The following is a 24,013-nucleotide window of genomic DNA, read 5'->3' as shown; positions in this document are numbered from 1 at the left end:
AGATTATAGAATGAAAAAAATATCATTATTTATAGTAGGAGTCCTAGCATTGTTCATGCAGTACTCTTGTTCCGAATTAGATGAGAAAGTGTACAGTAGTAATTTAACTACTAATTTTTATACTTCAGCTGAGGAAATTGAAGGAGCTTATATGCGTCCTTGGTCACATTTGCTTTTCTGTGATACCTATTACTATTTAAAGTTGAGAACTTTAGGTACAGATATGGCAGCATGGACAACCAAAACATCAGAAAATCATGGTTATGATAATGCTCTTTGGTCTGAATTGCACAAGCATACTTGGGGTACTCGTCACGGCGAGATAGAATCATCATGGAATACGGTTTGGGAAGGTATTGGTTTTGCCAATGCTGTTCTTGAAGGGATAGAAGATAAGGATTTTGAAGAAATGGGAGTATCCATTTCTAAAGCTGAAATGCAAGCACAATTACGAGCTTACAGAGCATACATGCACATGATTGGTCTTGACTTTTGGAGAAACATTCCGATTGTAACAAAAGTAGGAGATCCTTACTATCCAGAAACAAAATCAGCACAAGAAGTATTCGAATTTGTAGAAACAGAATTTTTGGCTGTTAAGGGTAGTTTACCAAATGCTTTCGAACCTTATGCTCAAGGATTTTTTAGTCAGCAAAGTGTTGAAGCTTTACTATCTCGTTTGTATTTAAATGCCGAAACTTATATTGGCGTTGATAAGTACGAGGATGCCATAAAAATGTGTGATGCTGTTATTTCTTCTGATTTCTTCGAGTTAGAGGCAGACTACTTGGATGCTTTCTCAAAAGATAATAATTTATCAAAAGAAAACATTCAGGTGCTTACCCAAAAAGGGGGATCTTCTATGTCAGCACCTTTGCACGCACTTACTTGTTATTGGAGCAACCATGTAGATGCAGGTGGATGGAACGGAATTATCACACAAGAGGGTTTTTATGATTCTTATAGTGATGATGATGCTCGTAAAAATCAATTTGCGGTTGGTCCTCAGTTTTATGCCGATGGAACTCCTGTATATATTGAAGCTGGAAATCCAGGTAGTGGACAGCTTGTTTATTCTAAAGAGGTAACAACTTTTCATAGTGAAGGTTTGTTTGAAGGAGCACGTTGTAAAAAATATGAGGCCATTGCAGGTTTAAACTGGAATCAAGAGTACGATATTGTTTTAATTCGTTATGCAGAGGTACTTATGAACAAAGCAGAAGCAATTATGCGTCAAAGCAACGGACAAGCAGATCAAACTGCGGTTGATTTGGTAAATGAAGTGAGAGAGCGTGCCTTTGGAGATAAATTTGCAGAAAACAAATACACTACAACTACCTTAACTTTAGATGAGTTATTGGCAGAGCGTGGTAGAGAGTTTGCTTACGAAGGACACCGTAGAACCGATTTAATTCGATTTGGAAAATACTTACAGCCTCGTTGGGAAAAAGAATCAACTAGTGACGCTACAAGAATTCTATTTCCAATACCACAAACTCAAAGAGATATCAATACCAACCTGAAACAAAACGACGGTTATTAATTAAAAAATTTGAGCTGGGCACTTGTTGCCCAGTTCAACTAATAAGATTTAGCTGCCTAAATTGTTGTAGTTAATAGAAAATAGTAAAGCATGAATAAATTATTGTTAGGAGTTTTCATTTTTGCAGCTTCGCTTTTGCAAGCATGTTCGGCAAAAAAGAATGGAAATCTTAAAAGTGGGGGAGATTACACAAAATTTGTAAAACCTTTGGTGGGTACTTTAGGCGAAGGAAATACTTATCCTGGTGCTCAGGTTCCTTTCGGAATGGTACAGTTAAGTCCGGATACTGAAAAATGGGATTGGGGAGCTGCCTCGGGTTACGAATATTCTGATAGTACCATCTATGGTTTTTCCATGACTCATTTGCATGGAACAGGAATTCCTGATTTAGGTGATATTTTATTTATGCCTACAACAGGTAAATTGTACATTAACGAAGGGAAAAAAGATTTAACAGAACCTGGATATTTATCAAGCTTTTCTCATAAAAATGAGATTGCTGAAGCCAATTATTACTCTGTTTTGTTGGATGACTACCAAATTAAAGCGGAATTAACAGCTAGTAATAGAGCTGGATTAATGCGTTTTACCTTTCCAGAATCAGATAGTGCGCATATTGTTTTGGATTTGAGTCATGTATTGCGTCATAAGGTAATTTGGTCGAATATTAGAGTTGAGGATGACAATACCATAACTGGGATGCATCAGGTAAAAGGTTGGGCGAAAGAACGCTATGTTTATTTCGCTGCTAAATTTTCTCGTCCTTTCGATGCTACTCGTATTTTTTCGAACAAAAAGGAAGAAAAATACGACTCATATAAAACCTACCGATTTAGGAGTAGTGTCGAGTCAGCTGGTCCTGACATTCAATTTGTTGCCGATTATAGTACAAAGGAAGCGGAACAAATTATGGTAAAAGTGGGTATTTCCGCAGTAAGCACTGCAAATGCCATGAAAAACTTAGATGCAGAAATTCCTCATTGGGATTTTGAAAAAATTAAATCTGAAGGAAAAGCCCTTTGGAAAAACGAATTGGCTAAATTCGAAGTAGAAGGAAGCGAAGTTCAAAAAGAAACTTTTTATACAGCCGTATATCATGCATTTATGGCACCCAATACTTATTTTGATGTAGACCGTTCTTACCGAGGTTTTGATCAGAATACTCATAAAGCAGAAGGATTTGACAATTATACCGTATTTTCTTTGTGGGATACTTATCGTGCAACGCATCCGTTGTTTTGCTTAACACAGGCTGATAGAAATGCCAATATGATTAATTCTATGTTGGAGCATTACAAACAAAGCCCAGATAAATTGTTACCAATTTGGTCTTTTTGGAATAACGAAACCTGGTGTATGATTGGTTATCATGCTGTGCCTGTAATTGTTGATGCTTACTTTAAAGGAGTAAAAGGTGTAGATTGGGATTTGGCTTATCAAGCATGTGTTCACTCGGCAACCCATCCCGAATACGATGCAACAAAAGAATACGAAAAATTAGGTTACGTGCCATACGATATAGAAAACGAATCGGTATCGAAAACCCTGGAATATGCTTACGACGATTATTGCATTGCTCGTATGGCTAAGGCAATGGGTAAAACTGAAGATTTTGAGCGTTTCTCAAAAAGAGCCATGGCGTATCAAAACTTGTTCGATTCAGAAATTGGTTGGATGAGACCTAAAGATAGTAAAGGAGAGTGGATGCAGGATTTTGATCCTCATTTTTTTAAACACTTGGGTGCTTTTACAGAGGGTACTACTTGGCAGTACACATGGACCGTTCCTCATGATGTTCAGGGATTAATTAACTGTTATGGTGGAAATCAGGAATTTACTCAGAAATTAGATGCTGTTTTTGCCAATAAAGAGGGGAAAGATTATTTAGGAGTAGATGACATTCACGGTAGAATTGGAGATTACTGGCATGGAAACGAGCCTAGTCATCATATTAGTCATTTGTATTCTTATGCTGGACAGGCGTGGAAAACACAGGAGCTAACGCGTAAGATTATTGAAACGCAATATGGCAATCAACCAGGTTCACTTTGTGGGAATGATGATTGTGGACAGATGTCGGCCTGGTATATTTTTAATGCTATGGGTTTCTATCCAGTTTGTCCTGGTAGCGATCAGTACATAATCACTTCTCCAGCTTTACCATATGCCAAAATGTACATGAGCAATGGTAATGCAATAGAAGTTATTGCTAAGAATTTTTCAGAGAAAAATATTTATATCCAATCGGTAAAAATAAATGGTATTGATTGGAACAAAGCTTGGTTTAGTTATTCAGATATAGTGAATGGAGGGAAAATAGAGTTTGTTTTAGGTGATGTTATGAATAAAGGCTTTGCATCATCAAAATCAGCTTGCCCTCCTTCATTCTCTGATGGTTTAAATGAGAAGTAATCGGCTTAAAGCCAGACAAAAGTATTTTTATAAATTAGTAACAAATTACTAAAATACAGATTTATGAGATCAATTATTTTTGCCATAAGTTGCTGTTTCTTTCTTGTTTTTGGAAGAGGAGCATTTGCTCAGGATACTGATTTAACAAAGTATGTAGATCCATTTATTGGAACTGAAGAAATGGGACATACATTTCCAGGGGCTTGTGCTCCATTCGGAATGGTTCAGTTGAGTCCCGATACGGATAGTGTACAATTTATTCATGAGGGAAAGTATAATAAAGAAGTTTACCGTTACTGTGCAGGGTATCAGTATAAAGATAAATCTATTGTTGGCTTTAGTCATACCCATTTAAGTGGAACAGGACATTCCGATTTAGGGGATTTCCTTATCATGCCAACAGTTGGGAAGGTAAATTACAATCCTGGAACAATTGACGATACATCAAAAGGTTACCGTTCAATGTTTCGAAAAGAAACTGAAAAAGCAGAGCCTGGATATTACACCGTTGAATTGGATGATTATAAGGTGAAAGCTGAATTAACAGCCACGCAGCGCGTAGGATTTCATCAGTATACTTTTCCAGCTACTGATAATGCTCATATTATTCTTGATTTAACTCATGGAATTTATAATTACGATGGCAAGGTTTTGTGGTCTACCATTCGTGTTGAAAACGATACTTTGGTAACAGGCTATCGAATAACAAGAGGTTGGGCAAGATCGAACTACCAATATTTTGCCATGACTTTTTCTAAGCCTATTAAAAATTACGGATGTCGTAATAATGAAAAAGTGGTGTACAATGGTTTTTGGCGCAAATTCGACGAAACGGATAATTTTCCCGAAATGGCCGGAAAAGCATTAACTGCGAATTTTGATTTTTCTACTGAGGAAAATGAGAAGATAAAAGTAAAATTTGCCTTATCGGCAGTGAGTACCGAAGGTGCGTTAAAAAACTTGAAAGCAGAAATTCCTAATTTCGATTTTGACAAAGTTAGAAAGGCTACCAAAGCAGAGTGGCAAAAGCAACTAAGTCGTGTGCAAGTGGCGGCGTCTGAAGAGAAAAAAGTTACTTTCTATACTTCTTTATACCATTCATTCATTAATCCTGTTGAATACATGGATGTGGATGGAAAATACAGAGGTTTGGATCACAACATTCACCAGGCTGAAGGTTTTACAAACTATACTGTTTTTTCTTTGTGGGATACTTACAGGGCACAACACCCTTTGCTTTCGCTGATACAGCCAAAACGTTCGGCCGATATGATCAATTCGATGTTGGCACATTACGATCAAAGTGTTCATAAAATTCTTCCTATCTGGAGCCATTTTGGTAATGAAAATTGGTGTATGATTGGTTATCACGCAGTACCTGTAATTGCTGATGCTTTGGTAAATGGATTGGAAGGAGTTGATAAAGAAAGAGCCTTGGAGGCTTGCTTATCAAGTGCAAATTATAAAAAATACGATGGTATTGGTGATTACCTAAGTTATGGGTATGTGCCTCACGAAACAAGCAGAGTGGGAGCATCTATCACATTAGAGTATTCTTACGATGATTACACAATTGCGCAATTGGCGAAAGCAATGGGAAAAGATGCTATTGCAAAAGAATACATTCAGCGATCGGAAAATTGGAGAAATTTATTTGATGATAAAACAGGCTATGTACGAGCCAAAAGCAAAGCAGGAGAGTGGGTAAGTCCATTCGATCCTTTGGATACTCATGCAGCTGGTTTTATCGAAGGAAATTCGTGGAACTATTCCTTATATGTTCCTCAGAATGTTAGTGGTTTGGTTAGCAAAATGGGTGGTGAGAAGCGTTTCTCAGATCATTTGGATTCGCTTTTTACCATGCATATTCCAGACAAATATTTTGAGCATAACGAGGACATTACTCGTGAGGGAATTATGGGTGGATATGTGCACGGAAACGAGCCTAGTCATCATGTTGCTTACATGTACAATTGGGCAGGTAAGCCTTGGAAAACTCAAGAGAGAATCAATCAGATAATGAAAACCAAGTACCTGAACAAACCTGATGGTTTATGCGGTAACGATGATTGTGGACAAATGTCGGCTTGGTATATTTTTTCATCATTAGGATTCTATCCTGTTTGTCCAGGTTCTGGTCAGTATGCAATTGGCGCACCTTCGGTTGATCAGGCAGTTCTAAATTTGGAAAATGGCAAGCAGTTTACCGTAAAAACTAAAAATTACTCATCGAAGAATATTTATATCAAATCGGTAAAATTAAATGGTAAAAAGTGGGATAAAAACTATGTGAACCATACTGATATTGTAAATGGAGGAGAGTTGTTATTCGAAATGAGCAGTCGCCCAAATAAAAAGCGCGGAATTTCAAAGGACTCTTATCCTTATTCTACTACAAAATAATTTTAATGTGAATTTCTATGGCTGGAAGCCTGGCTTTTGGCTATAGAAAACCCTTTTTAAATCACTTAAAAATAACAGTAAGCGAAATAAAGTAAACATGATAAAAAACACAAGTAAACTCATGCTGTTAGCATGTGTAACAGCACTACTTATGTCTTGTAATTTGCAGGCAACCACTCCTGTAAATGTGACAGGTTACAAGTGTGAAGTAATGTCTGATAGAGATGATTCTCCTGTTGGTGAGGATGTTAGTAAGTTGGTTGATGGTGACATTTATTCAAAATATTTAACATTTAATAGTAGTGCGAGCATTCAATTTACCACTTTAAAAAAATGCAAGTTAAGTTCCTATTCCCTGGTTTCGGGAGGAGATTCCGAAGAACGTGATCCGATGATTTGTGTTTTAGAAGCTAGTAATGATAAAAAATCGTGGCAAGAAATTGATAGGCAAAAAGGATTACAGTTTTCAGGTCGTAATCAAAAGCTAAGCTTTCCTGTATCTGCAAAAGAAAACTATAAATATTATCGTTTGCAATTGGAAAGTAATGGAAACGATATTTTGCAACTTTCCGAAGTAGAACTATTGGCTGCTTGGGATAGCAATGATAACACTCCAATCGCTTTGTTTAAAGCAGAAAACAGAGCTTTTTTCACAAAAGGATTGGTTGAGTTTAGCAATTTGTCTGTACAGGCAGATGCTTACCATTGGTATTTTAAAGGAGGAAAGCCAGAAACAAGTACAGCAAAAAATCCAAAAGTGAAATACGAAAGTTTTGGGAAATATCCTGTGCAATTAATAGCCGAGAATAAGGGATTGAAAGACACTATAATCTTAAACGATTATGTGAATGTTAAACGCAAAGGTGCTTGGAATCAATTCTCTTATCCTAAAATAAACTTCGTAAATAAAACTTTAGGAGGAAATGGCGATTTGTATACAGAATTGGTGCCAAATCCTAAAAATTTAATCAATACAGTTTGTTTAGATGTTTGTAAGATTTTGTACAGAAGTGTTGATGAAGTTGATGTTCTAAATGTTTTAGATTATTCTATAGAGGATTTAGAAACCATATCAGCAAAAGGAGGGAATCCACCACATATCAATATCTTCTTTAGCTCATTGTATCTGAAAAATAAAAAAGGAGAAATGAGCGATATGGATTTGGTAGATGAGATTGTGGGTGTTTTGTATCACGAATTAGCTCATGGTTATCAGTATTCGCCAAAAGGAGCAGGAGCTTATGCGGGAGGAACTGATTTTTTCGGTTTTTTAGAAGGAATAGCTGATTATGTTCGATTAAAAGCAGGATATTCTAGCTACAAGTACAGAAAAATTGGCGGTCATTGGAATGATGGCTACAAAACAACTGCTTTTTTCATTGATTGGTTGCACACAAAGGATCCTGATTTTGTATACAAAATGAATCAAACAGCAAAAACAATTATCCCATGGTCCTGGGATGAAGCTACCAATAAAATATTTGATCAATCTACTCAATCGTTATGGGATGAGTATCAGGCGTATTTAAAAGCGAATAAATAATAATTATCAATTTTGATTGTAAAAATAAATAACCCTAAACAATTTTAATTATGAGAAAATTAGTAAGTGTTTTCTTTATTGCATTACTAGCAACTTTAAGCAGTTGCGATAAAGAAGAATCGTTTCAACTAGATAAAGTTGAGGCCAATGTAGAAGCCAAGTTTGTATCCGATAAGCAAATTGTATTTCCTGGGGATGCGGTACAGTTTACCAACTCATCGGTTTATGCAAAGAACATTGAGTGGACTTTCGAAGGAGGTTCTCCTGCTACTAGTACCGAAGAAAATCCTATTGTTACCTATAACGAATTAGGATCTTTTAAGGCAAGCTTAAAAATTAGTAACGAGTATGGTGAGAATGTTAAAGAAGTTATTGATTTTATTACAGTAACAGATGATGCAGGATGGGATAACTTTGCTTTTCCAACAATTCATTTTACCAATCAAACCATTAATGAAAATGGTGCTTTATATAAGGAGTTAATACCTAACGAGCAAGATTTTATTAAACGTGCTTGCTTAAAAGTATGTTTCGAAATGTTCTTGTTAGCTAATGATGTTAATCAGGTTACTGATATTACCTATACAGTAAAAGATTCTGAAACCATTTCTGCTAAAGGAGGATCTGCTCCACATATCAAGATCGATTTTAGCTCAAGCTATTTGGTTCAAAAGAAAAATCAAGGTTTAAGCGATGAAGAATTGATTAGAGAAATTGAAGGAGTATTAATTCATGAAATTACTCATGGGTACCAATACGAGCCTCAAGGAGCTGGAGGATATGAGTCGGGAACTGATTTTTATGGATTTATTGAAGGTTTGGCTGATTACGTTCGCTATGTTGAAGGATTTACTCCTATTAGCAAACGCCAAGCTGGTGGAAACTGGAATGATGGTTACAATACTTCTGCTTTCTTTATCGATTGGTTGCATTCAAAAGATTCTAAGTTCATTTACAAGTTTAATGCTACTGCAAAAAATATCAACCCATGGTCGTGGGAAGAAGCAATTAAAATAATATTGGGAGCAGATGCTTCGGTAAGTGCATTGTGGAACGAGTATCAGTCGGATATTACTTCAGGAAAAATTTCTGAAATAGATGCTGATTTAAAAGAAATGAGAGAGGCTAGAGAAGAGCCTGTATATACTAATCAGGAGCCTGTAGCAGATCTAATTGATGTTACAGATACAGGCTTTACAGCAATTAGAGATACTGAGTTTGACTCTCCTTCTCGTGAAGAAGTAGGAAATATCATTGATAATAATATTGCTTCTAAATTTCTGATCTTTACTGATAACACATGGGTGCGTTTGGAGAGCGAAACTGCTTCTGTTGTTTCATCTTACACTTTAACATCTGCTGATGACGCTCCTGGTAGAGATCCTAAAAAAGTAATTCTTTCTGCTAGTAACGATGGCGAAAATTGGGATGTTTTAGATACTAGAGAAGATGTTTCTTTTGAAGAAAGACATCAGACCAAAGCTTTTGCTTTTACTAATAACAAAGAGTACAAATATTATAAATTCGATTTTGAAAATACCGATCAAGGTGGAATTTTCCAGTTAGCAGAATTAGAGCTAATGGGAACCAAAGAAGGTGGGAATTCTGGTTCTTCTTCAGAAACTGTTGATATTACTGATAATTCTACTGCTACTTGGCAAGAGGAAGGTTTTGACTTTTTCGATTGGGGATTACCAAGTTTTGCTTTTGATAATGATGCAGGAACTTCATTTTTTAATATGAATGACAACACTTGGTTTATTTTCGAAACAGAAGCTAAACACAATGTTACTAAAGTAGCAATTACAGCAACTGCTAATATTTTAGGTATCGATTATGTGTTTACACCTGATACTTTTGTATTAGAAGGTTCGAATGATGGCCAAAACTGGTCTAAAATTACCTCTGTATCTGAAACAGGAATAGTAGCTTTCGAAGAAAGAAAAGAATTTACTTTCACCAATTCAGAGTATTACTCTTACCATAGAATCTCTATGACTGCTGAAATTGAAGAGAAAGATAACAAAAGAATAATGATTGGCGAATTGGAGTTATTTGGTACTGCTGAATAGTTCGAATTAGAAGATCTACTAAACAACCTTAAGGTTCCAGTTAGCTATATTGCGCTGGAACCTTTCGTTATATATACTTTAACAAAAAATTGTTTAAGGGATAAATACTTAACTTTAAGAGGTGTCTTGATAAAAAAAAGTTATAATTAACAATTTGGACCACAATAATGAGAAATTTTATATCGATTTTAGTCTTAAGTATAATCTTGTATTCGTGTGATACAAAAAAGGATTATACACAGTATGTTGATCCTTTTATTGGAACAGGTGCTCATGGTCACACATATCCTGGTGCACAGGTGCCATTTGGAATGGTGCAACTAAGCCCTGATACTCGTAACGACGAATCCTGGGATGGTTGCGGTGGCTACCATTACTCCGATTCATCTATTATTGGTTTTAGCCATACGCATTTATCGGGAACTGGTGTTTCAGACTACGGAGATGTTTTATTGATGCCAATTACAGGTGACGTAAATCTATATTCAGGAACAAGTGAAAATCCGGATGCAGGTTATCGTTCACGTTTTTCTCATGAATCGGAGCGTGCAGAACCCGGCTATTATTCTGTTTATTTGGATGATTATAAGGTAAAAGTTGAGTTAACTTCAGGGAACAGAGTTGGATACCATAAATATACTTTCGAAGAAGCGGGCAAAGTAAAATTACTATTAGATCTAATCCATCGTGATCCAGTAATTGAATCAGAAATAAGAATTGTTGGAAATAATCGAATTGAAGGAAAAAGAAGATCTAAATATTGGGCTGGTGATCAACACCTGTTTTTTGCAATGGAGATTTCTAAGCCTTTTGAATCTGCTAAAATATTTGAAAATAAAAAGGAAGTCAAATCTGAACGACAAGCGAAAGGAAATCAACTACAATCTCTTGTCTTCTTTGATATTTTTGCTGGTGAAACCATAGAAATTAAAGTTGCTTTATCAAATGTTAGTATCGAAGGTGCACGTAAAAATCTGCAAGCAGAAGCAAAAGAAATTGATTTTGAAAAAGCAAGAATTAATGCAAAAGAGAGTTGGAGTAAAAGCCTTGGAAAAATTGAAGTAGAAGGAGGAAGCGAGAAGGAAAGACGTAATTTCTATACTGCACTTTACCACTCCTTGTTAACGCCTAATGTTTCTCAGGATGTTGATGGTATGTATCGAGGTATGGATGGAAAAGTTCATAAAGCAGAGGGATTTACGAATTACACGGTTTTTTCTTTGTGGGATACTTTTAGAGCATTACATCCATTGTTAACCATTATTGAGCCAGGTCGATCTGGTGAATTTGCACAATGTTTGGTTCAAAAGAGTAAAGAGTTTGGAGAATATCCAATGTGGGAATTGGCTTCTAATGATACACGTTGTATGATTGGTTATCATGCTGTTTCGTTAATTGCAGATGCACATGTAAAAAGAATTACAAATTTTAGTTTGGAGGATGCTTACACCGAAATGGAGCGAACTGCAATGCTCGATAAAAGAGGATTAAAAGCCTACCGAACTTTAGGATATGTACCTTCAAATAAAAGCAGTCAGGCCGTATCCAAAACATTGGAATATGCCTATAACGACTGGTGCATAGCACAAGTGGCCAAAGCACTAGGGAAGACTGATAGGTATTCTTATTACATGAATAGGGCTTCGAACTATCGCAACATTTATGATTCGGAAGTTGGATTTATGCGTGGCAAAACCGATGAGCACAAATGGGTTCCAAATTTTGATCCCACCGCTGTGGGATATAATTATACCGAGGGAAACTCATATCAATACAGCCTCTTTGTTCCTCATGACATTCCTGGTGTAATCGATTTATTGGGAGGAAAAAAGGAGTTAGAACATTGGATAGATAAACTATTTGCAACCGAAATGGAGCATGATTTGGGCGATGATACCGATGTAAGTGGTTTAATTGGTCAGTATGCCCACGGAAATGAACCAAGTCATCATATGGCATACCTTTACAACTATGCCGAGGCAGCTTGGAAAACGCAAAAAATGGTTCGTGAAATCATGGCTACACAATACCAGGATACGCCTGATGGCTTGTGTGGAAACGAAGATTGTGGTCAAATGTCGGCCTGGTATGTATTAAGTGCAATGGGCTTTTATTCCGATTGTCCTGGTAAACCTGTATATGCCATTGGTTCACCAATATTTTCTAAAGTGAAAATCCATTTGGACAATAGAAAAACTTTTACTCTCACGGCAAATAACAATAGTGAGAAGAACAAGTATATACAATCAGCGAAACTGAATGGTGAAAAATTGAATGTGAGCTTTTTATCACATGCAGATATTCTAGAAGGAGGAAATTTGGTATTGGAAATGGCGGATACTCCAAATAAAGAATGGGGTGCAAATCTTGATTTGAATGTTGAGTTTAAAGCTGCACCAATTGCTTACCTAACAGAATCATCAGATGTGTTTATAGAAAAATTTTTGGTAGATATAAAATGCAATGATCCCGAAGCTGAAATTTACTATACCCTCGATGGATCTGAACCAGATAAACAAAGCCAACAATTTAAAAAGCCGTTTAAAATTAATAAAAGTTCAAATTTGAGTTTCAGAACCTATAAAGAAGGATGTGAACCTGGAATTGTAGTAAAGCGAAGATTAACAAAGCAAAACTCTGGAAACTATCTTGCAGAGAAGGTCCAAAAAGGATTGCAATATTCTTATTTCGAAGGAATTTATCGTTCTGTTTACGATTATGAATTGGATGAGCCTGTGAAAACAGGAATTGTACCTGTTCCTACATTAGATGTTTGTTTAAGAAAAGAATGGATTGGACTTGATTTTAAAGGATTGATTAATATTCCAAAATCGGGCGAGTATACTTTTTATATGTCATCGAACGATGGATGTAAGTTGAGCATTAATGGTGAAGAACTGTTTGAAAGCGATGGCCGAAAAACAGTGACTTTTGGCCAGCAGGCACAATTACAATTGGAGAAGGGATTACATCAAATACAGATGGGGTTCTATCAATGTTCCGATAATATTGATTTGGTAGTTGAGTGGGAAGGCCCTGGAATTAAACGACAGGCTATCCCAAAGAGAGCTTTTGGGCATTTGGAAAATTAAATAGAAGCTCACATTAAATATTAATTTGATATCAGAAGCCCTTTATTCATATGAACAAAGGGCTTCTTTTTATATTAACAGGATGGTATGTTTAAATGTATTTTTAATATTTAGGCTAGTTTATAAATACACAATACCCGTTTGAATCATTGATTCAAACGGGTATTGTGTTGTGTGGAGCTGCAGGGAATCGAACCCTGGTCCAAACATGCGACCAATAGGCTTTCTACATGCTTAGTGATTTATTGGTTTTCGATTATGATTTGGGAAAGCACACCCGGGATCATAACTTATCTTCTAAATTTCGCGAACTCCCCGAAGCTTGAAGTTTGCTAACCTTGAATTGCTAGCACCCCATATACTTACCGGAACAAGGTGGAACCATAAGCGGGATGTCTCGTCGCAGCATCCTTGTGCCGCAATAAAGCTTTAATCTACTATGATTCGATTAAGCAGCAAGAGCGTAATTTGTTTCGCCAATTAAAAAGTGTGAGATCCGATATTTACGAGCTGGAATCACAACGCTCGACATGCTTACATATCAATTCTACATGCTGTCAAAACCACGTCAGCCCCTAGAATTCACGCAAAATTAGTAAAAAACATTTAGCTGTTAAACTTATTAGATCAGAAATAGCTGTTTTAGTGCATTTTTTACCTTCCGTTTTTTGTATCAGATTAAAAATCAGTAATGGAATAGTGTGTTAAAAATTTAATGGAAATTCTGAAATCTGTTAAATGTTTATTAAATTTAAATAAGTATAGTGTTTTTTGATATCAGTTAAGCTTAAATTATCAGGAACACCTTTGACTCACACCTAAAATTTTTAATTATGAAGAATCGCATTCGAGTAGGAGTACTTCGAGAGACAAAAAATCCACCTGACAGAAGAGTGGCTATTCCACCTATAACAGGCCTTAAAATACTGGAAAAATATCCTGATGTAAGCATTTTTATTCAACCTAGCGATATAAGATGTTTTACCGATGCAGAGTATCGTGATCAAGGCTATTTTTTAACTGAAGATCTTCGAGAATGTGATATTTTAATAGGAGTTAAGGAGGTGAGTATTCCAACTTTAATTCCCAATAAAACCTATCTGTTTTTTTCGCATACTGCAAAACAGCAAGCTCATAATCGAGAATTGCTTCGACAAGTTATTAAACGAAACATTACATTGATTGATTATGAATATTTAACCAATTTATCGGGTCAGAGACTTGTGGCATTTGGACATTGGGCCGGAGTAGTTGGGGCATACAAAGCTTTACGGGCTAGAGGAATGAGGACTGATTTCTTCGATTTGCCTCCTGCAGGAACATGTTTGGATATGAATGAAATGTATGAGCATTTAAAAAAGATTACGCTAAAGCCCATTAAGATTCTGATAACAGGAGGAGGAAGAGTTGCAATGGGAGCCATGCAAACCATTCGAGTTTTAAATTTAAAGGAAGTTGATCCGGATGAGTTTTTAACGACAGAATATGATGAACCTGTTGTGTGCCGGATTGATCCGGATAAATATGTTGAAAGAATTGATGGTTCGGCTTTTGATTTGCAACATTTTTACGACCATCCTGAGATGTACCAATCCACATTTAAAAAATTCTCAAAAGTTACTGATTTATATATAGCGTGTCATTATTGGGATCCGAAAGCCCCAAGGTTTCTAACTTCAGAGGATTATAAGGAAGATGATTTTAGAATTTCGGTAATTGCAGATGTTAGTTGTGATATTGATGGACCATTGCCGTCGACTTTAAGAGCTTCTACCATTGCATCCTCTTTTTATGGATATGATAGATTTACTGAAGAAGAGGCCATCCCGTTTGTAGACAAACGCAATGTTACGGTTATGGCTGTTGATAATTTACCAGGTGAATTGCCTCGAGATTCATCTATTGATTTTGGAGAAGCATTGGCTAAGAATGTTTACGAAGCCTTATTTGGAGATGACCCAGAGGGAATTTTAGAACGAGCTACCATAGCTAAAGAAGGAAAACTTACAAAGCAATTTGCTTATTTGCAGGATTATCTGGAAGGCAAAAATGCCGTAACTGTGTAAAAGAAAAAGACCAAATGAAATTTCATTTGGTCTTTTCTAATATTATAAATTTTTCAAATTTGATATGGTTTGTGTTGGATCATCAGCTCCAAAAACAAAACTACCTGCAACTAGGGCATCGGCTCCTGCTTCAAGTAATTTTTTCCCGGTATCCAAATTAACACCACCATCAATTTCAATTATTGTATTGGCATTTTGTTCAGCAATCAATTTTTTTAATTGCTTTACTTTTTTATAAGTATTTTCAATAAAGCTTTGACCTCCAAATCCAGGATTTACACTCATTAATAGTACCAAATCAAGATCTTGAATAATATCTTCAAGAACAGCAACAGGAGTGTGTGGATTTAATGAAACACCGGCTTTCATACCGTGTTGTTTGATATTTTGCACTGTGCGGTGTAGGTGAGTACAAGCTTCGTAATGTACGGTTAGGTAATCAGCACCAGCCTTTTGAAATGCCTCAACATATCTATCCGGATCAATAATCATTAAATGAACATCCAATGGCTTTTCAGCAATTTTATTGATTTGCTGTACTACTGGTAACCCGTATGAGATATTAGGCACAAAAACACCGTCCATAATGTCTAGGTGAAACCAATCGGCTTCGCTTTTATTAACCATCTCAATGTCAGCTTTCAGGTTTGTGAAATCTGCTGATAATAACGATGGTGAAACAATTGTTTGCATTTGATTGTTTAATATTAGTATTTTTCTTTGGCGCAAAGATATAATTAAAAAAGGATAAGAAAGAAATGCTGAATTTTTTCCCTTATCCTTTAAGTATCATCGGTTAAAATATGATTTTATTCTCCTAAATAGGTTTTTAAGATTTTACTTCTAAAAGTTGATTTCATCCTTTTAATGGCTTTTTCTTTTATTTGGCGAACTCTCTCGCGAGTCAAACCAAATTCCTTTCCAATTTCTTCAAGCGAGTATGGAGGTTTTCCATTTAAACCAAAATACAAACGAATGATAGCGGCCTCTCGTTTAGATAATGTGGATAAAGATCGCTCAATTTCTTTTTTAAGCGAATCTCTAATTAAAGCTTTATCAGGACTAATTTCATCATTGCTTAATAAGATGTCATAAAGCGTATTTTCTTCTTCTGGATTGATTGGTGCATCCATAGATACATGACGACCAGATGCCTTTAAGGCTTCTTTTACATCTTTTGGGCTCATTTCTAAAATGTGGGCAATTTCTTCAGCCGAAGGTTCACGCTGATATTCTTGCTCAAGTTGAGAGAATGTTTTGTTGATTTTATTGATAGAACCAATTTTGTTTAATGGTAAGCGAACGATTCTTGCTTGCTCCGCCAAGGCTTGTAAAATTGATTGACGAATCCACCAAACTGCATAAGAAATAAATTTAAAACCTCTTGTTTCATCAAATCTTTGGGCAGCCTTAATTAATCCTAAATTTCCTTCATTAATTAAATCCGGTAAGCTAAGACCTTGGTTCTGATATTGCTTTGATACAGATACAACAAAACGCAGATTACACTTAATAAGTCGATCCAGAGCTTTTTTATCTCCCTTTTTTATCTTCCTGGCAAGTTGAACCTCTTCCTCTGCCGAAATCAGGTCGACCTTCCCAATTTCATGCAGATACTTGTCCAGTGAAGGAGTTTCTCTGTTTGTTACTTGTTTGGTAATTTTTAGCTGTCTCATAGTGGAATTTTGGTATAAAATGATGAAGCCTAACTCCGTCATTAATATTTAAATATAGCAAAATGATTTAAAAAAAGAAATCGACGTCGACTTATTTGAGGAGTGAAATTGATACTGAAAATCATCATAATTTCTATTTTCAGGATTATTATGCAATTATTTTTTGCGAATTATAACTAATTGCGTAATATTGCATTTGAATTCCGATTGATTCTTCTCATTTAGAGGTCGAAAGATCAGGTTCCGTATTGTTCAAATACAATTCTATCTATAAAAACATTACCCAAAAAATATTAATAAATTATATATGTACGATATTCTTGAATTAAACAAGAAGCTTGTGCCTGAATTGCGAGAAATTGCTAAAGAACTTAAAATTAAGAAAGTTGAATCTTTTAAAAAGCAAGATTTAATTTATAAGATTCTTGATCAACAGGCGATTGTAGCTTCTGAAATGAAATCTAACGAGAAAAAAACTCCTCGAAAAAGAATTAAAAAGGCTGAAACTGAAGGGAAAGCAGAAGAAGATCAGCCTAAGATTAAGCTACGAAGAAGAAGAAAAACAGAGCAGCCAGTTAAAGAGGTTGTGAAAGAGGCTGCATCTCAGATTCAACCAGAAGAAAAGAAAGCTGAAGAAGCTCCTGAACAACAAAAAAGTACAAGAAATGTTGTTGAGAAAAAAGCTGAATTAGTAAAAGCTGAACCTGAAAATAAAGAAGAGGTAAAAAGTCAGAAAGAAGAGGCGCCTGTTGCTAAAGAAGAAAAATCAAAACCAGAGAAACAGGAAAGAACTGCTGACAGAAATGATAGACAGGATAAAAATCAGCACAGAAAAAGATTTGAAAAAAGAGAAAAAGAAAAACTTTTCGAATTTGATGGGATTATAAATAGTTCTGGTGTATTGGAAATTATGCCTGATGGCTATGGTTTCCTTCGTTCATCAGATTATAATTACCTGAATTCTCCGGATGATATCTATGTGTCTCAGTCTCAAATTAAGCTATTTGGTTTAAAAACTGGTGATACTGTTAATGGATCTATCCGTCCTCCAAAAGAGGGTGAAAAATATTTCCCATTAATTAAGGTTGAAAAGATTAATGGTCGTTTGCCTGAGGTGATTCGTGACCGTGTTCCTTTTGATCACTTGACTCCACTTTTCCCAGATGAAAAATTTAACCTAACAGGAGGTCCTTCAAATTCACTATCTACTCGTGTAGTTGATATGTTTGCACCTATTGGTAAGGGGCAGAGAGGTTTGATTGTTGCTCAGCCAAAAACGGGTAAAACTGTATTATTGAAAGAAGTTGCGAATGCAATTGCTGCCAATAATCCTGAAGCTTACATGATTATCTTATTGATTGATGAGCGTCCGGAAGAGGTAACTGATATGGCCAGAAGTGTAAATGCTGAAGTAATTTCATCAACATTTGACGAACCGGCTGAACGTCATGTAAGAGTGGCTAATATTGTGCTTGAAAAAGCAAAACGTATGGTTGAGTGTGGACATGATGTAGTAATCTTACTTGATTCGATTACTCGTTTGGCTCGTGCTTACAATACAGTTTCTCCTGCATCGGGTAAAGTACTTTCTGGTGGTGTTGATGCAAATGCACTTCACAAGCCAAAACGTTTCTTTGGAGCTGCTCGAAACATCGAAAATGGAGGTTCGCTTACCATTTTGGCAACCGCATTAACCGAAACTGGTTCTAAGATGGACGAAGTGATCTTCGAAGAATTTAAAGGAACCGGTAATATGGAACTTCAATTAGATCGTAAATTATCTAATAAGCGTATTTACCCTGCAGTTGATATTACAGCTTCGAGTACACGTCGCGAAGATCTTTTACTGGACGAAGGCCAGTTGAATCGCATTTGGGTACTTCGAAACTTCTTAACAGATATGAATTCTGTAGAAGCTATGCAGTTTATCAGCGATAGAATGAGAAAAACTCGTTCGAACGAGGAATTCTTGATTTCGATGAACGACAAATAAATCAAATACAATAGAATATAGAAGAGGCAGTAATTTTACTGCCTCTTTTTTTGTGAATTGATTTCTTATCGAATGATTAGCAATATCAAGGGAAAGCTGTTGTGCGGCATGTTATTTTAAATAAGTATAAATTGCAAAAAACAAACACTTTTGTAATCTCGAGATTACAAAATTAAGCTTTAATTCTCTACATTTGCGATGTAAATTTCGAAAAAGTATGAACACCTTACTACAGACACATAATAGTTTGTTGAAAAACAAAAAGAGTAATATTCGTCGCCAATTGGCTGATCAAATTGATTGGTCGCAACGATTAATTGCTATAAAAGGTGCCCGAGGTGTAGGTAAAACAACCTTTCTGTTAGACTATGTTCGAGAAAATTGTGCGAACGATAAATCATGTCTTTATATAAACATGAACAATTTGTTCTTTACCGAAAGAGGATTGGTTTCGTTTGTAGATGAATTTTATAAAAAAGGTGGTAAGTTGTTACTTTTGGATCAGATTCATAAATATCCTGATTGGGCAAAAGACTTAAGAACTTGCTACGAGCAATGTGGTGACTTAAAAATTATTTTTACGGCTTCTTCAATCTTAAGAGTAAAGACAAACGAAGAGCTTAAAGATATTGTGAATGTGTATTACCTTAATGGATTATCATTCCGAGAATTTTTAAATCACGAAACTGGAAACAAATTTAAGAGCTATTCTTTAGAGGAGATTATCGAAAATCACGAGGAGATTGTCGATGAAATTCTTGAGAAAGTAAGACCTCTGGCTTATTTTAATGATTATTTGCGTTACGGATATTATCCATGTTATCAGGAAGAGAAAAGTTTCATTGATAATTTGTTGAAAATTATCAACCTGATGTTGGAATTTGATATTACGTATTTGAACCAAATAGAATTAAAATATCTGCCAAAGCTAAAGAAACTACTTTATATCATTTCGAGTAATGTGCCATTTCAGCCTAACGTAAGCAAGTTGGCTAACGATGTGGAAACATCACGAGCTACTATTATGAATTATTTGCGATATCTGAAAAATGCAAGATTAATTCGTTTGCTTAACTCGAAGGATAGCTATAAAGATTCATCTAAAAAGCCTAACAAGGTATATTTACACAATACCAATTTACTGTATGCCATATCTCCTGAGAATATTGATCAGGATAATCTGCGTGAAACCTTTTTTTACAACCAGGTAGCACCAACAAGACTTTTTACGAGTACAGATATGGGACACTTTTTAGTGGATGACAAATACAATTTTAAGATTACAGGTAATACAAATATGTCTGAGTCTAATATTAGAACCGAAGATTTATTTGAAGCTGCTGATATGATCGAACGCGGCGAAGGAAATAAAATTCCTTTGTGGTTGTTCGGTTTTTTATATTAGAGAATTAAATAACAGAAATAAATTAAACTACCATTAATTAAAATTAATTGGAGGAGTAAAATGGCAAGAGAAAAAAAATTCATTACCTGCGATGGTAATGCTGCTGCCGCTCACGTAGCATATATGTTTAGTGAGGTATCTTGTATTTACCCAATCACACCTTCTTCGCCTATGGCTGAGAATGTTGATGAGTGGGCTGCACAAGGTCGCAAAAACATTTTTGGCGAAACTGTTCGTCTAGTTGAAATGCAATCAGAAGCTGGTGCTGCAGGTGCAGTTCATGGTTCTTTGCAAGCTGGTGCATTAACAACTACTTATACTGCATCTCAGGGATTATTGTTGATGATTCCTAACATGTATAAGATCTCTGGAGAGTTATTACCATGTGTATTCCATGTAAGTGCTCGTGCATTGGCTGCTCAGGCACTTTCTATTTTTGGTGATCACTCAGATGTTTATTCTGCAAGACAAACTGGTTTTGCTATGTTGGCATCAGGATCTGTACAGGAAGTAATGGACCTTTCAGCAGTTGCTCACCTTACTGCAATTAAGTCTCGCGTTCCTTTTATCAACTTCTTCGATGGATTCCGTACTTCACACGAAATTCAAAAAGTTGAAGCTGTTGATGCAGACGATATGAAAGAATTGGTAGATATGGAAGCTCTTCAAGAATTCCGTAGCCGTGCTTTGAATCCAGAATCTCCAGTAACTAGAGGTACTGCTCAAAACCCAGATATCTACTTCCAGTCTCGCGAGGCTGCAAACCCATTCTACGAAAAAGTACCTGAAATCGTAGAAGGTTATATGAACGAAATTACCAAATTAACTGGTAGAGAATACAAGCCATTCGTTTACTATGGTGCTGAAGATGCAGAAAACATCATCATCGCTATGGGATCTGTAACAGAAACTATCAAAGAGGTTATTGATTACAAGATTGCAAATGGTGAAAAAGTGGGTATGGTTGGTGTACACCTATATCGTCCATTCTCAGCTAAGCATTTCTTAAGCGTTGTTCCTAAATCTGTGAAGAGAATTTGTGTTCTTGACAGAACTAAGGAGCCAGGTGCTAATGGAGATCCAATGTATCTTGACGTAAGAGAAGTATTCTACGGAAAAGAAAATGCTCCAGTTGTAGTTGGTGGTCGTTATGGATTAGGTTCTAAAGATGTTACTCCATCTCAAATTATTGCTGTTTACAAAAACTTAGCAATGAACGAACCTAAAAACCAATTCACTTTAGGTATTGTTGATGATGTTACATTTAAATCTCTTCCTTTGGAAGCTGAATTGAAAGTAAACTCTGAAAAATTATACGAAGCTAAATTTTACGGATTAGGTTCTGATGGTACTGTAGGTGCTAACAAGAACTCAATCAAGATTATTGGTGGATCAACTGATAAATATTGTCAAGCTTACTTCGCTTACGATTCTAAAAAATCAGGTGGTTTTACTGCTTCTCACCTTCGTTTCGGTGATGATCCAATCCGTTCTACTTACTTGGTGACTACTCCTGACTTTGTAGCTTGTCACGTTCCAGCATACGTATACTTATACGATGTATTGAAAGGATTGAAAAAAGGTGGTTCATTCTTGTTGAACTCTATCTATGATGTAGAAGAGACTAAGAAGCACTTACCTGATCACATGAAGAGGTACATTGCTGAAAATGATATTAAATTCTATATCATCAATGGTACTAAATTGGGTGAAGAATTAGGTCTTGGTACAAGAACTAACACTATTATGCAGGCTGCATTCTTCAAAATTACTGGTGTAATTCCATTCGAATTGGCAGTAGAAGAAATGAAGAAAGCAATTGTGAAGTCATATGGTAACAAAGGTGAAAAAGTTGTTAACATGAACTTCTCAGCTGTTGATGCTGGTGGTGAAAATGTAATTGAAGTTGAAGTTCCTGCTGAATGGAAAAACATCGAAGCTGAAGGATTCAAGACTGATTCAACAGGTCGTCCTGAGTTCGTAGCTAATGTTTGTGATCCTATGAACGCTCAAACTGGTGATGATCTTCCAGTTTCTGCATTCCAAGGTAGAGAAGATGGTACTTTCCCAGCTGGTACAACTAAATATGAAAAACGTGGTATCGCAGTAAGCGTTCCTGAATGGAAAGAAGAAACTTGTATTCAGTGTAACCAGTGTGCTTACGTTTGTCCTCACGCTGCTATTCGTCCATTCTTGTTGACAGAAGAAGAAGTGGCTGCTGCTCCTGCTGGTACTGCTGTTAAACCAGCTACTGGAAAAGATCTTAAAGGATTAAGCTTCCGTATTCAGGTTGCTCCTCTAGATTGTACAGGTTGTGGTAACTGTGTTGACGTTTGTCCTGCTCCTAAGGCTAAAGCTCTTGAGATGAAGCATCTTGAAACTCAATCTGCTGAGAAAGAGAGATGGCACTATATGGATGAAAAAGTGGGATACAAAGAAATTCTTCCTAAAAACAATGTGAAGAACTCACAGTTTGCTCAGCCATTATTCGAGTTCTCTGGAGCTTGTGCTGGTTGTGGTGAAACTCCATACATCAAATTAATTACTCAATTGTTCGGTGAGAGAATGATTGTAGCTAATGCTACTGGTTGTTCTTCTATCTACGGAGGTTCTGCTCCATCTACTCCATATTGTAAGAACAATAAGAGCGGTAAAGGTCCAGCTTGGGCTAACTCTTTATTCGAAGACAACGCAGAGTATGGTTATGGTATGGCAGAAGGGGTTAACAAAATGCGTGCTCGTATTGCTCAACGCATGGAAGAGAACATGGATGCTGTTAACGATGCAACTAAAGCTGCATTTGCTGAATGGTTAGAAGGAAAAGATAATGCTGAAGCTTCTGAAGTTGCTTCTCCAAAAGTTGAAGCTGCTTTAGCTAACGAAACTCACGAAGTTGCTAAAGAAATCTTGAGCTTGAAGCAATACCTAGTTAAGAAGTCTATCTGGATCTTCGGTGGTGACGGTTGGGCTTATGATATAGGTTTCGGAGGTCTTGACCATGTATTGGCTTCTGGTGAAGATGTAAATGTATTGGTAATGGATACTGAGATTTACTCTAACACTGGTGGACAGGCTTCTAAATCAACTCCAGTTGGTGCTGTAGCTAAATTTGCTGCTGCTGGTAAGCGTATCAGAAAGAAAGACCTTGGTATGATTGCAATGTCTTACGGATATGTTTACGTAGCTCAGGTAGCAATGGGTGCAAACCAGGCTCAGTACTACAAAGCATTGAAAGAAGCTGAAGCTTACCCAGGACCATCATTGATTATTGCATATTCTCCTTGTATTTCTCACGGATTGAAAGCATCTATGGGTAAATCACAAGCTGAAGAGAAAAAAGCTGTTGAAGCTGGATACTGGCACTTGTATCGTAACAACCCAATGTTAGAAGCAGAAGGTAAAAACCCATTTGTTCTTGATTCAAAAGAACCTAAGTGGGAAAACTTCCAGGATTTCTTGATGGGTGAGGTACGTTATACTTCTCTACAGAAATCATTCCCAGAAGAAGCTAAGGAATTATTCGTAGCTGCTGAAGAGAATGCGAAGTGGAGATATAAAGCTTACAAGCGTCAAGCTTCATTAGATTATTCTGAAGAAGAAAAAGAACTTGCATAAGTTTTTGATCTAATAATATCATGAGGGGCTCTTTTTAAGAGCCCCTTTTTTTGTTGAATTACCGTTTATATGACAGTTTAGTATTGAAAACTTTTCTGCATAAAATGAGGGAATAATACCGATTACTATTCAAAATGTGCCTTTAGCGCGTTTCACTTCTAAAAGCACTTTGAACATGTATCGGCATTATATC

At 36.2% G+C, this 24,013-nt stretch carries 12 protein-coding genes and 1 other RNA gene; 10 read left to right on the top strand and 3 right to left on the bottom strand.

Annotation, left to right across the window (positions count from 1 at the left end; genetic code table 11):
* Positions 1 to 10: 10 nt before the first annotated feature.
* The 6 genes from ACKPCA_RS11815 (at position 11) to ACKPCA_RS11790 (ending at position 13,065) form a co-directional block, all read left to right on the top strand.
* Entirely contained in the window at positions 11 to 1,543 is a 1,533-nt protein-coding gene (locus tag ACKPCA_RS11815; RefSeq protein ID WP_321279279.1) for a RagB/SusD family nutrient uptake outer membrane protein, read from the top strand.
* Between the two features lie 90 nt (positions 1,544 to 1,633).
* The gene (locus ACKPCA_RS11810) at positions 1,634 to 3,955 is read left to right on the top strand and encodes a GH92 family glycosyl hydrolase (RefSeq protein WP_321279278.1); all 2,322 of its coding nucleotides are present in this window, start codon (positions 1,634 to 1,636) and stop codon (positions 3,953 to 3,955) included.
* 63 nt (positions 3,956 to 4,018) lie between these two features.
* A complete protein-coding gene (locus tag ACKPCA_RS11805; protein ID WP_321279277.1) occupies positions 4,019 to 6,358 on the top strand; it encodes a GH92 family glycosyl hydrolase in 2,340 nt (779 codons plus the stop codon).
* A gap of 97 nt (positions 6,359 to 6,455) precedes the next feature.
* On the top strand, positions 6,456 to 7,901 hold the full coding sequence (locus ACKPCA_RS11800; RefSeq protein WP_321279276.1) for a basic secretory protein-like protein: 1,446 nt from the start codon (positions 6,456 to 6,458) through the stop codon (positions 7,899 to 7,901).
* A 50-nt stretch (positions 7,902 to 7,951) separates the two neighbouring features.
* On the top strand, positions 7,952 to 9,973 hold the full coding sequence (locus tag ACKPCA_RS11795; RefSeq protein ID WP_321279275.1) for a basic secretory protein-like protein: 2,022 nt from the start codon (positions 7,952 to 7,954) through the stop codon (positions 9,971 to 9,973).
* Positions 9,974 to 10,140: 167 nt separating this feature from the next.
* Positions 10,141 to 13,065: a GH92 family glycosyl hydrolase gene (locus ACKPCA_RS11790; protein WP_321279274.1), complete on the top strand. Its 2,925-nt coding sequence runs from the start codon at positions 10,141 to 10,143 to the stop codon at positions 13,063 to 13,065.
* 172 nt (positions 13,066 to 13,237) lie between these two features.
* Here the strand turns inward: ACKPCA_RS11790 and ssrA are convergent.
* Positions 13,238 to 13,641: a transfer-messenger RNA gene (gene ssrA, locus ACKPCA_RS11785) on the bottom strand.
* 257 nt (positions 13,642 to 13,898) lie between these two features.
* On the opposite strand from ssrA, the gene ACKPCA_RS11780 reads away from it, so the two are divergent.
* A complete protein-coding gene (locus ACKPCA_RS11780) occupies positions 13,899 to 15,131 on the top strand; it encodes an NAD(P)-dependent oxidoreductase (protein WP_321279273.1) in 1,233 nt (410 codons plus the stop codon).
* Between the two features lie 42 nt (positions 15,132 to 15,173).
* On the opposite strand, the gene rpe is transcribed toward ACKPCA_RS11780, so the two are convergent.
* Both rpe and ACKPCA_RS11770 read right to left on the bottom strand, forming a co-directional pair.
* Entirely contained in the window at positions 15,174 to 15,824 is a 651-nt protein-coding gene (gene rpe, locus ACKPCA_RS11775) for a ribulose-phosphate 3-epimerase (RefSeq protein WP_321279272.1), read from the bottom strand.
* Positions 15,825 to 15,940: 116 nt separating this feature from the next.
* Complete coding sequence (locus ACKPCA_RS11770; RefSeq protein WP_054716025.1) at positions 15,941 to 16,807, bottom strand: sigma-70 family RNA polymerase sigma factor; 867 nt, start codon at positions 16,805 to 16,807, stop codon at positions 15,941 to 15,943.
* Between the two features lie 307 nt (positions 16,808 to 17,114).
* Here ACKPCA_RS11770 and rho point away from each other — a divergent pair, with 307 nt between their 5' ends.
* The 3 genes from rho (at position 17,115) to nifJ (ending at position 23,820) form a co-directional block, all read left to right on the top strand.
* The gene (gene rho, locus ACKPCA_RS11765; RefSeq protein WP_054716028.1) at positions 17,115 to 18,800 is read left to right on the top strand and encodes a transcription termination factor Rho; all 1,686 of its coding nucleotides are present in this window, start codon (positions 17,115 to 17,117) and stop codon (positions 18,798 to 18,800) included.
* Between the two features lie 217 nt (positions 18,801 to 19,017).
* Positions 19,018 to 20,205, top strand: a complete 1,188-nt coding sequence (locus tag ACKPCA_RS11760) for an AAA family ATPase (protein WP_054716031.1) — start codon at positions 19,018 to 19,020, stop codon at positions 20,203 to 20,205.
* Positions 20,206 to 20,265: 60 nt separating this feature from the next.
* Positions 20,266 to 23,820 (top strand): pyruvate:ferredoxin (flavodoxin) oxidoreductase, encoded by a 3,555-nt coding sequence (gene nifJ / locus ACKPCA_RS11755; protein WP_321279271.1) that lies wholly within the window; start codon positions 20,266 to 20,268, stop codon positions 23,818 to 23,820.
* The last annotated feature ends 193 nt before the right edge of the window (positions 23,821 to 24,013 follow it).

This window comes from Marinifilum fragile (genome assembly GCF_963677365.1).
In the GTDB taxonomy this organism is placed as follows: domain Bacteria; phylum Bacteroidota; class Bacteroidia; order Bacteroidales; family Marinifilaceae; genus Marinifilum; species Marinifilum fragile.
Note: the sequence above shows the minus strand (reverse complement) of the source record. Positions and strands in the feature narration are given on the sequence as shown.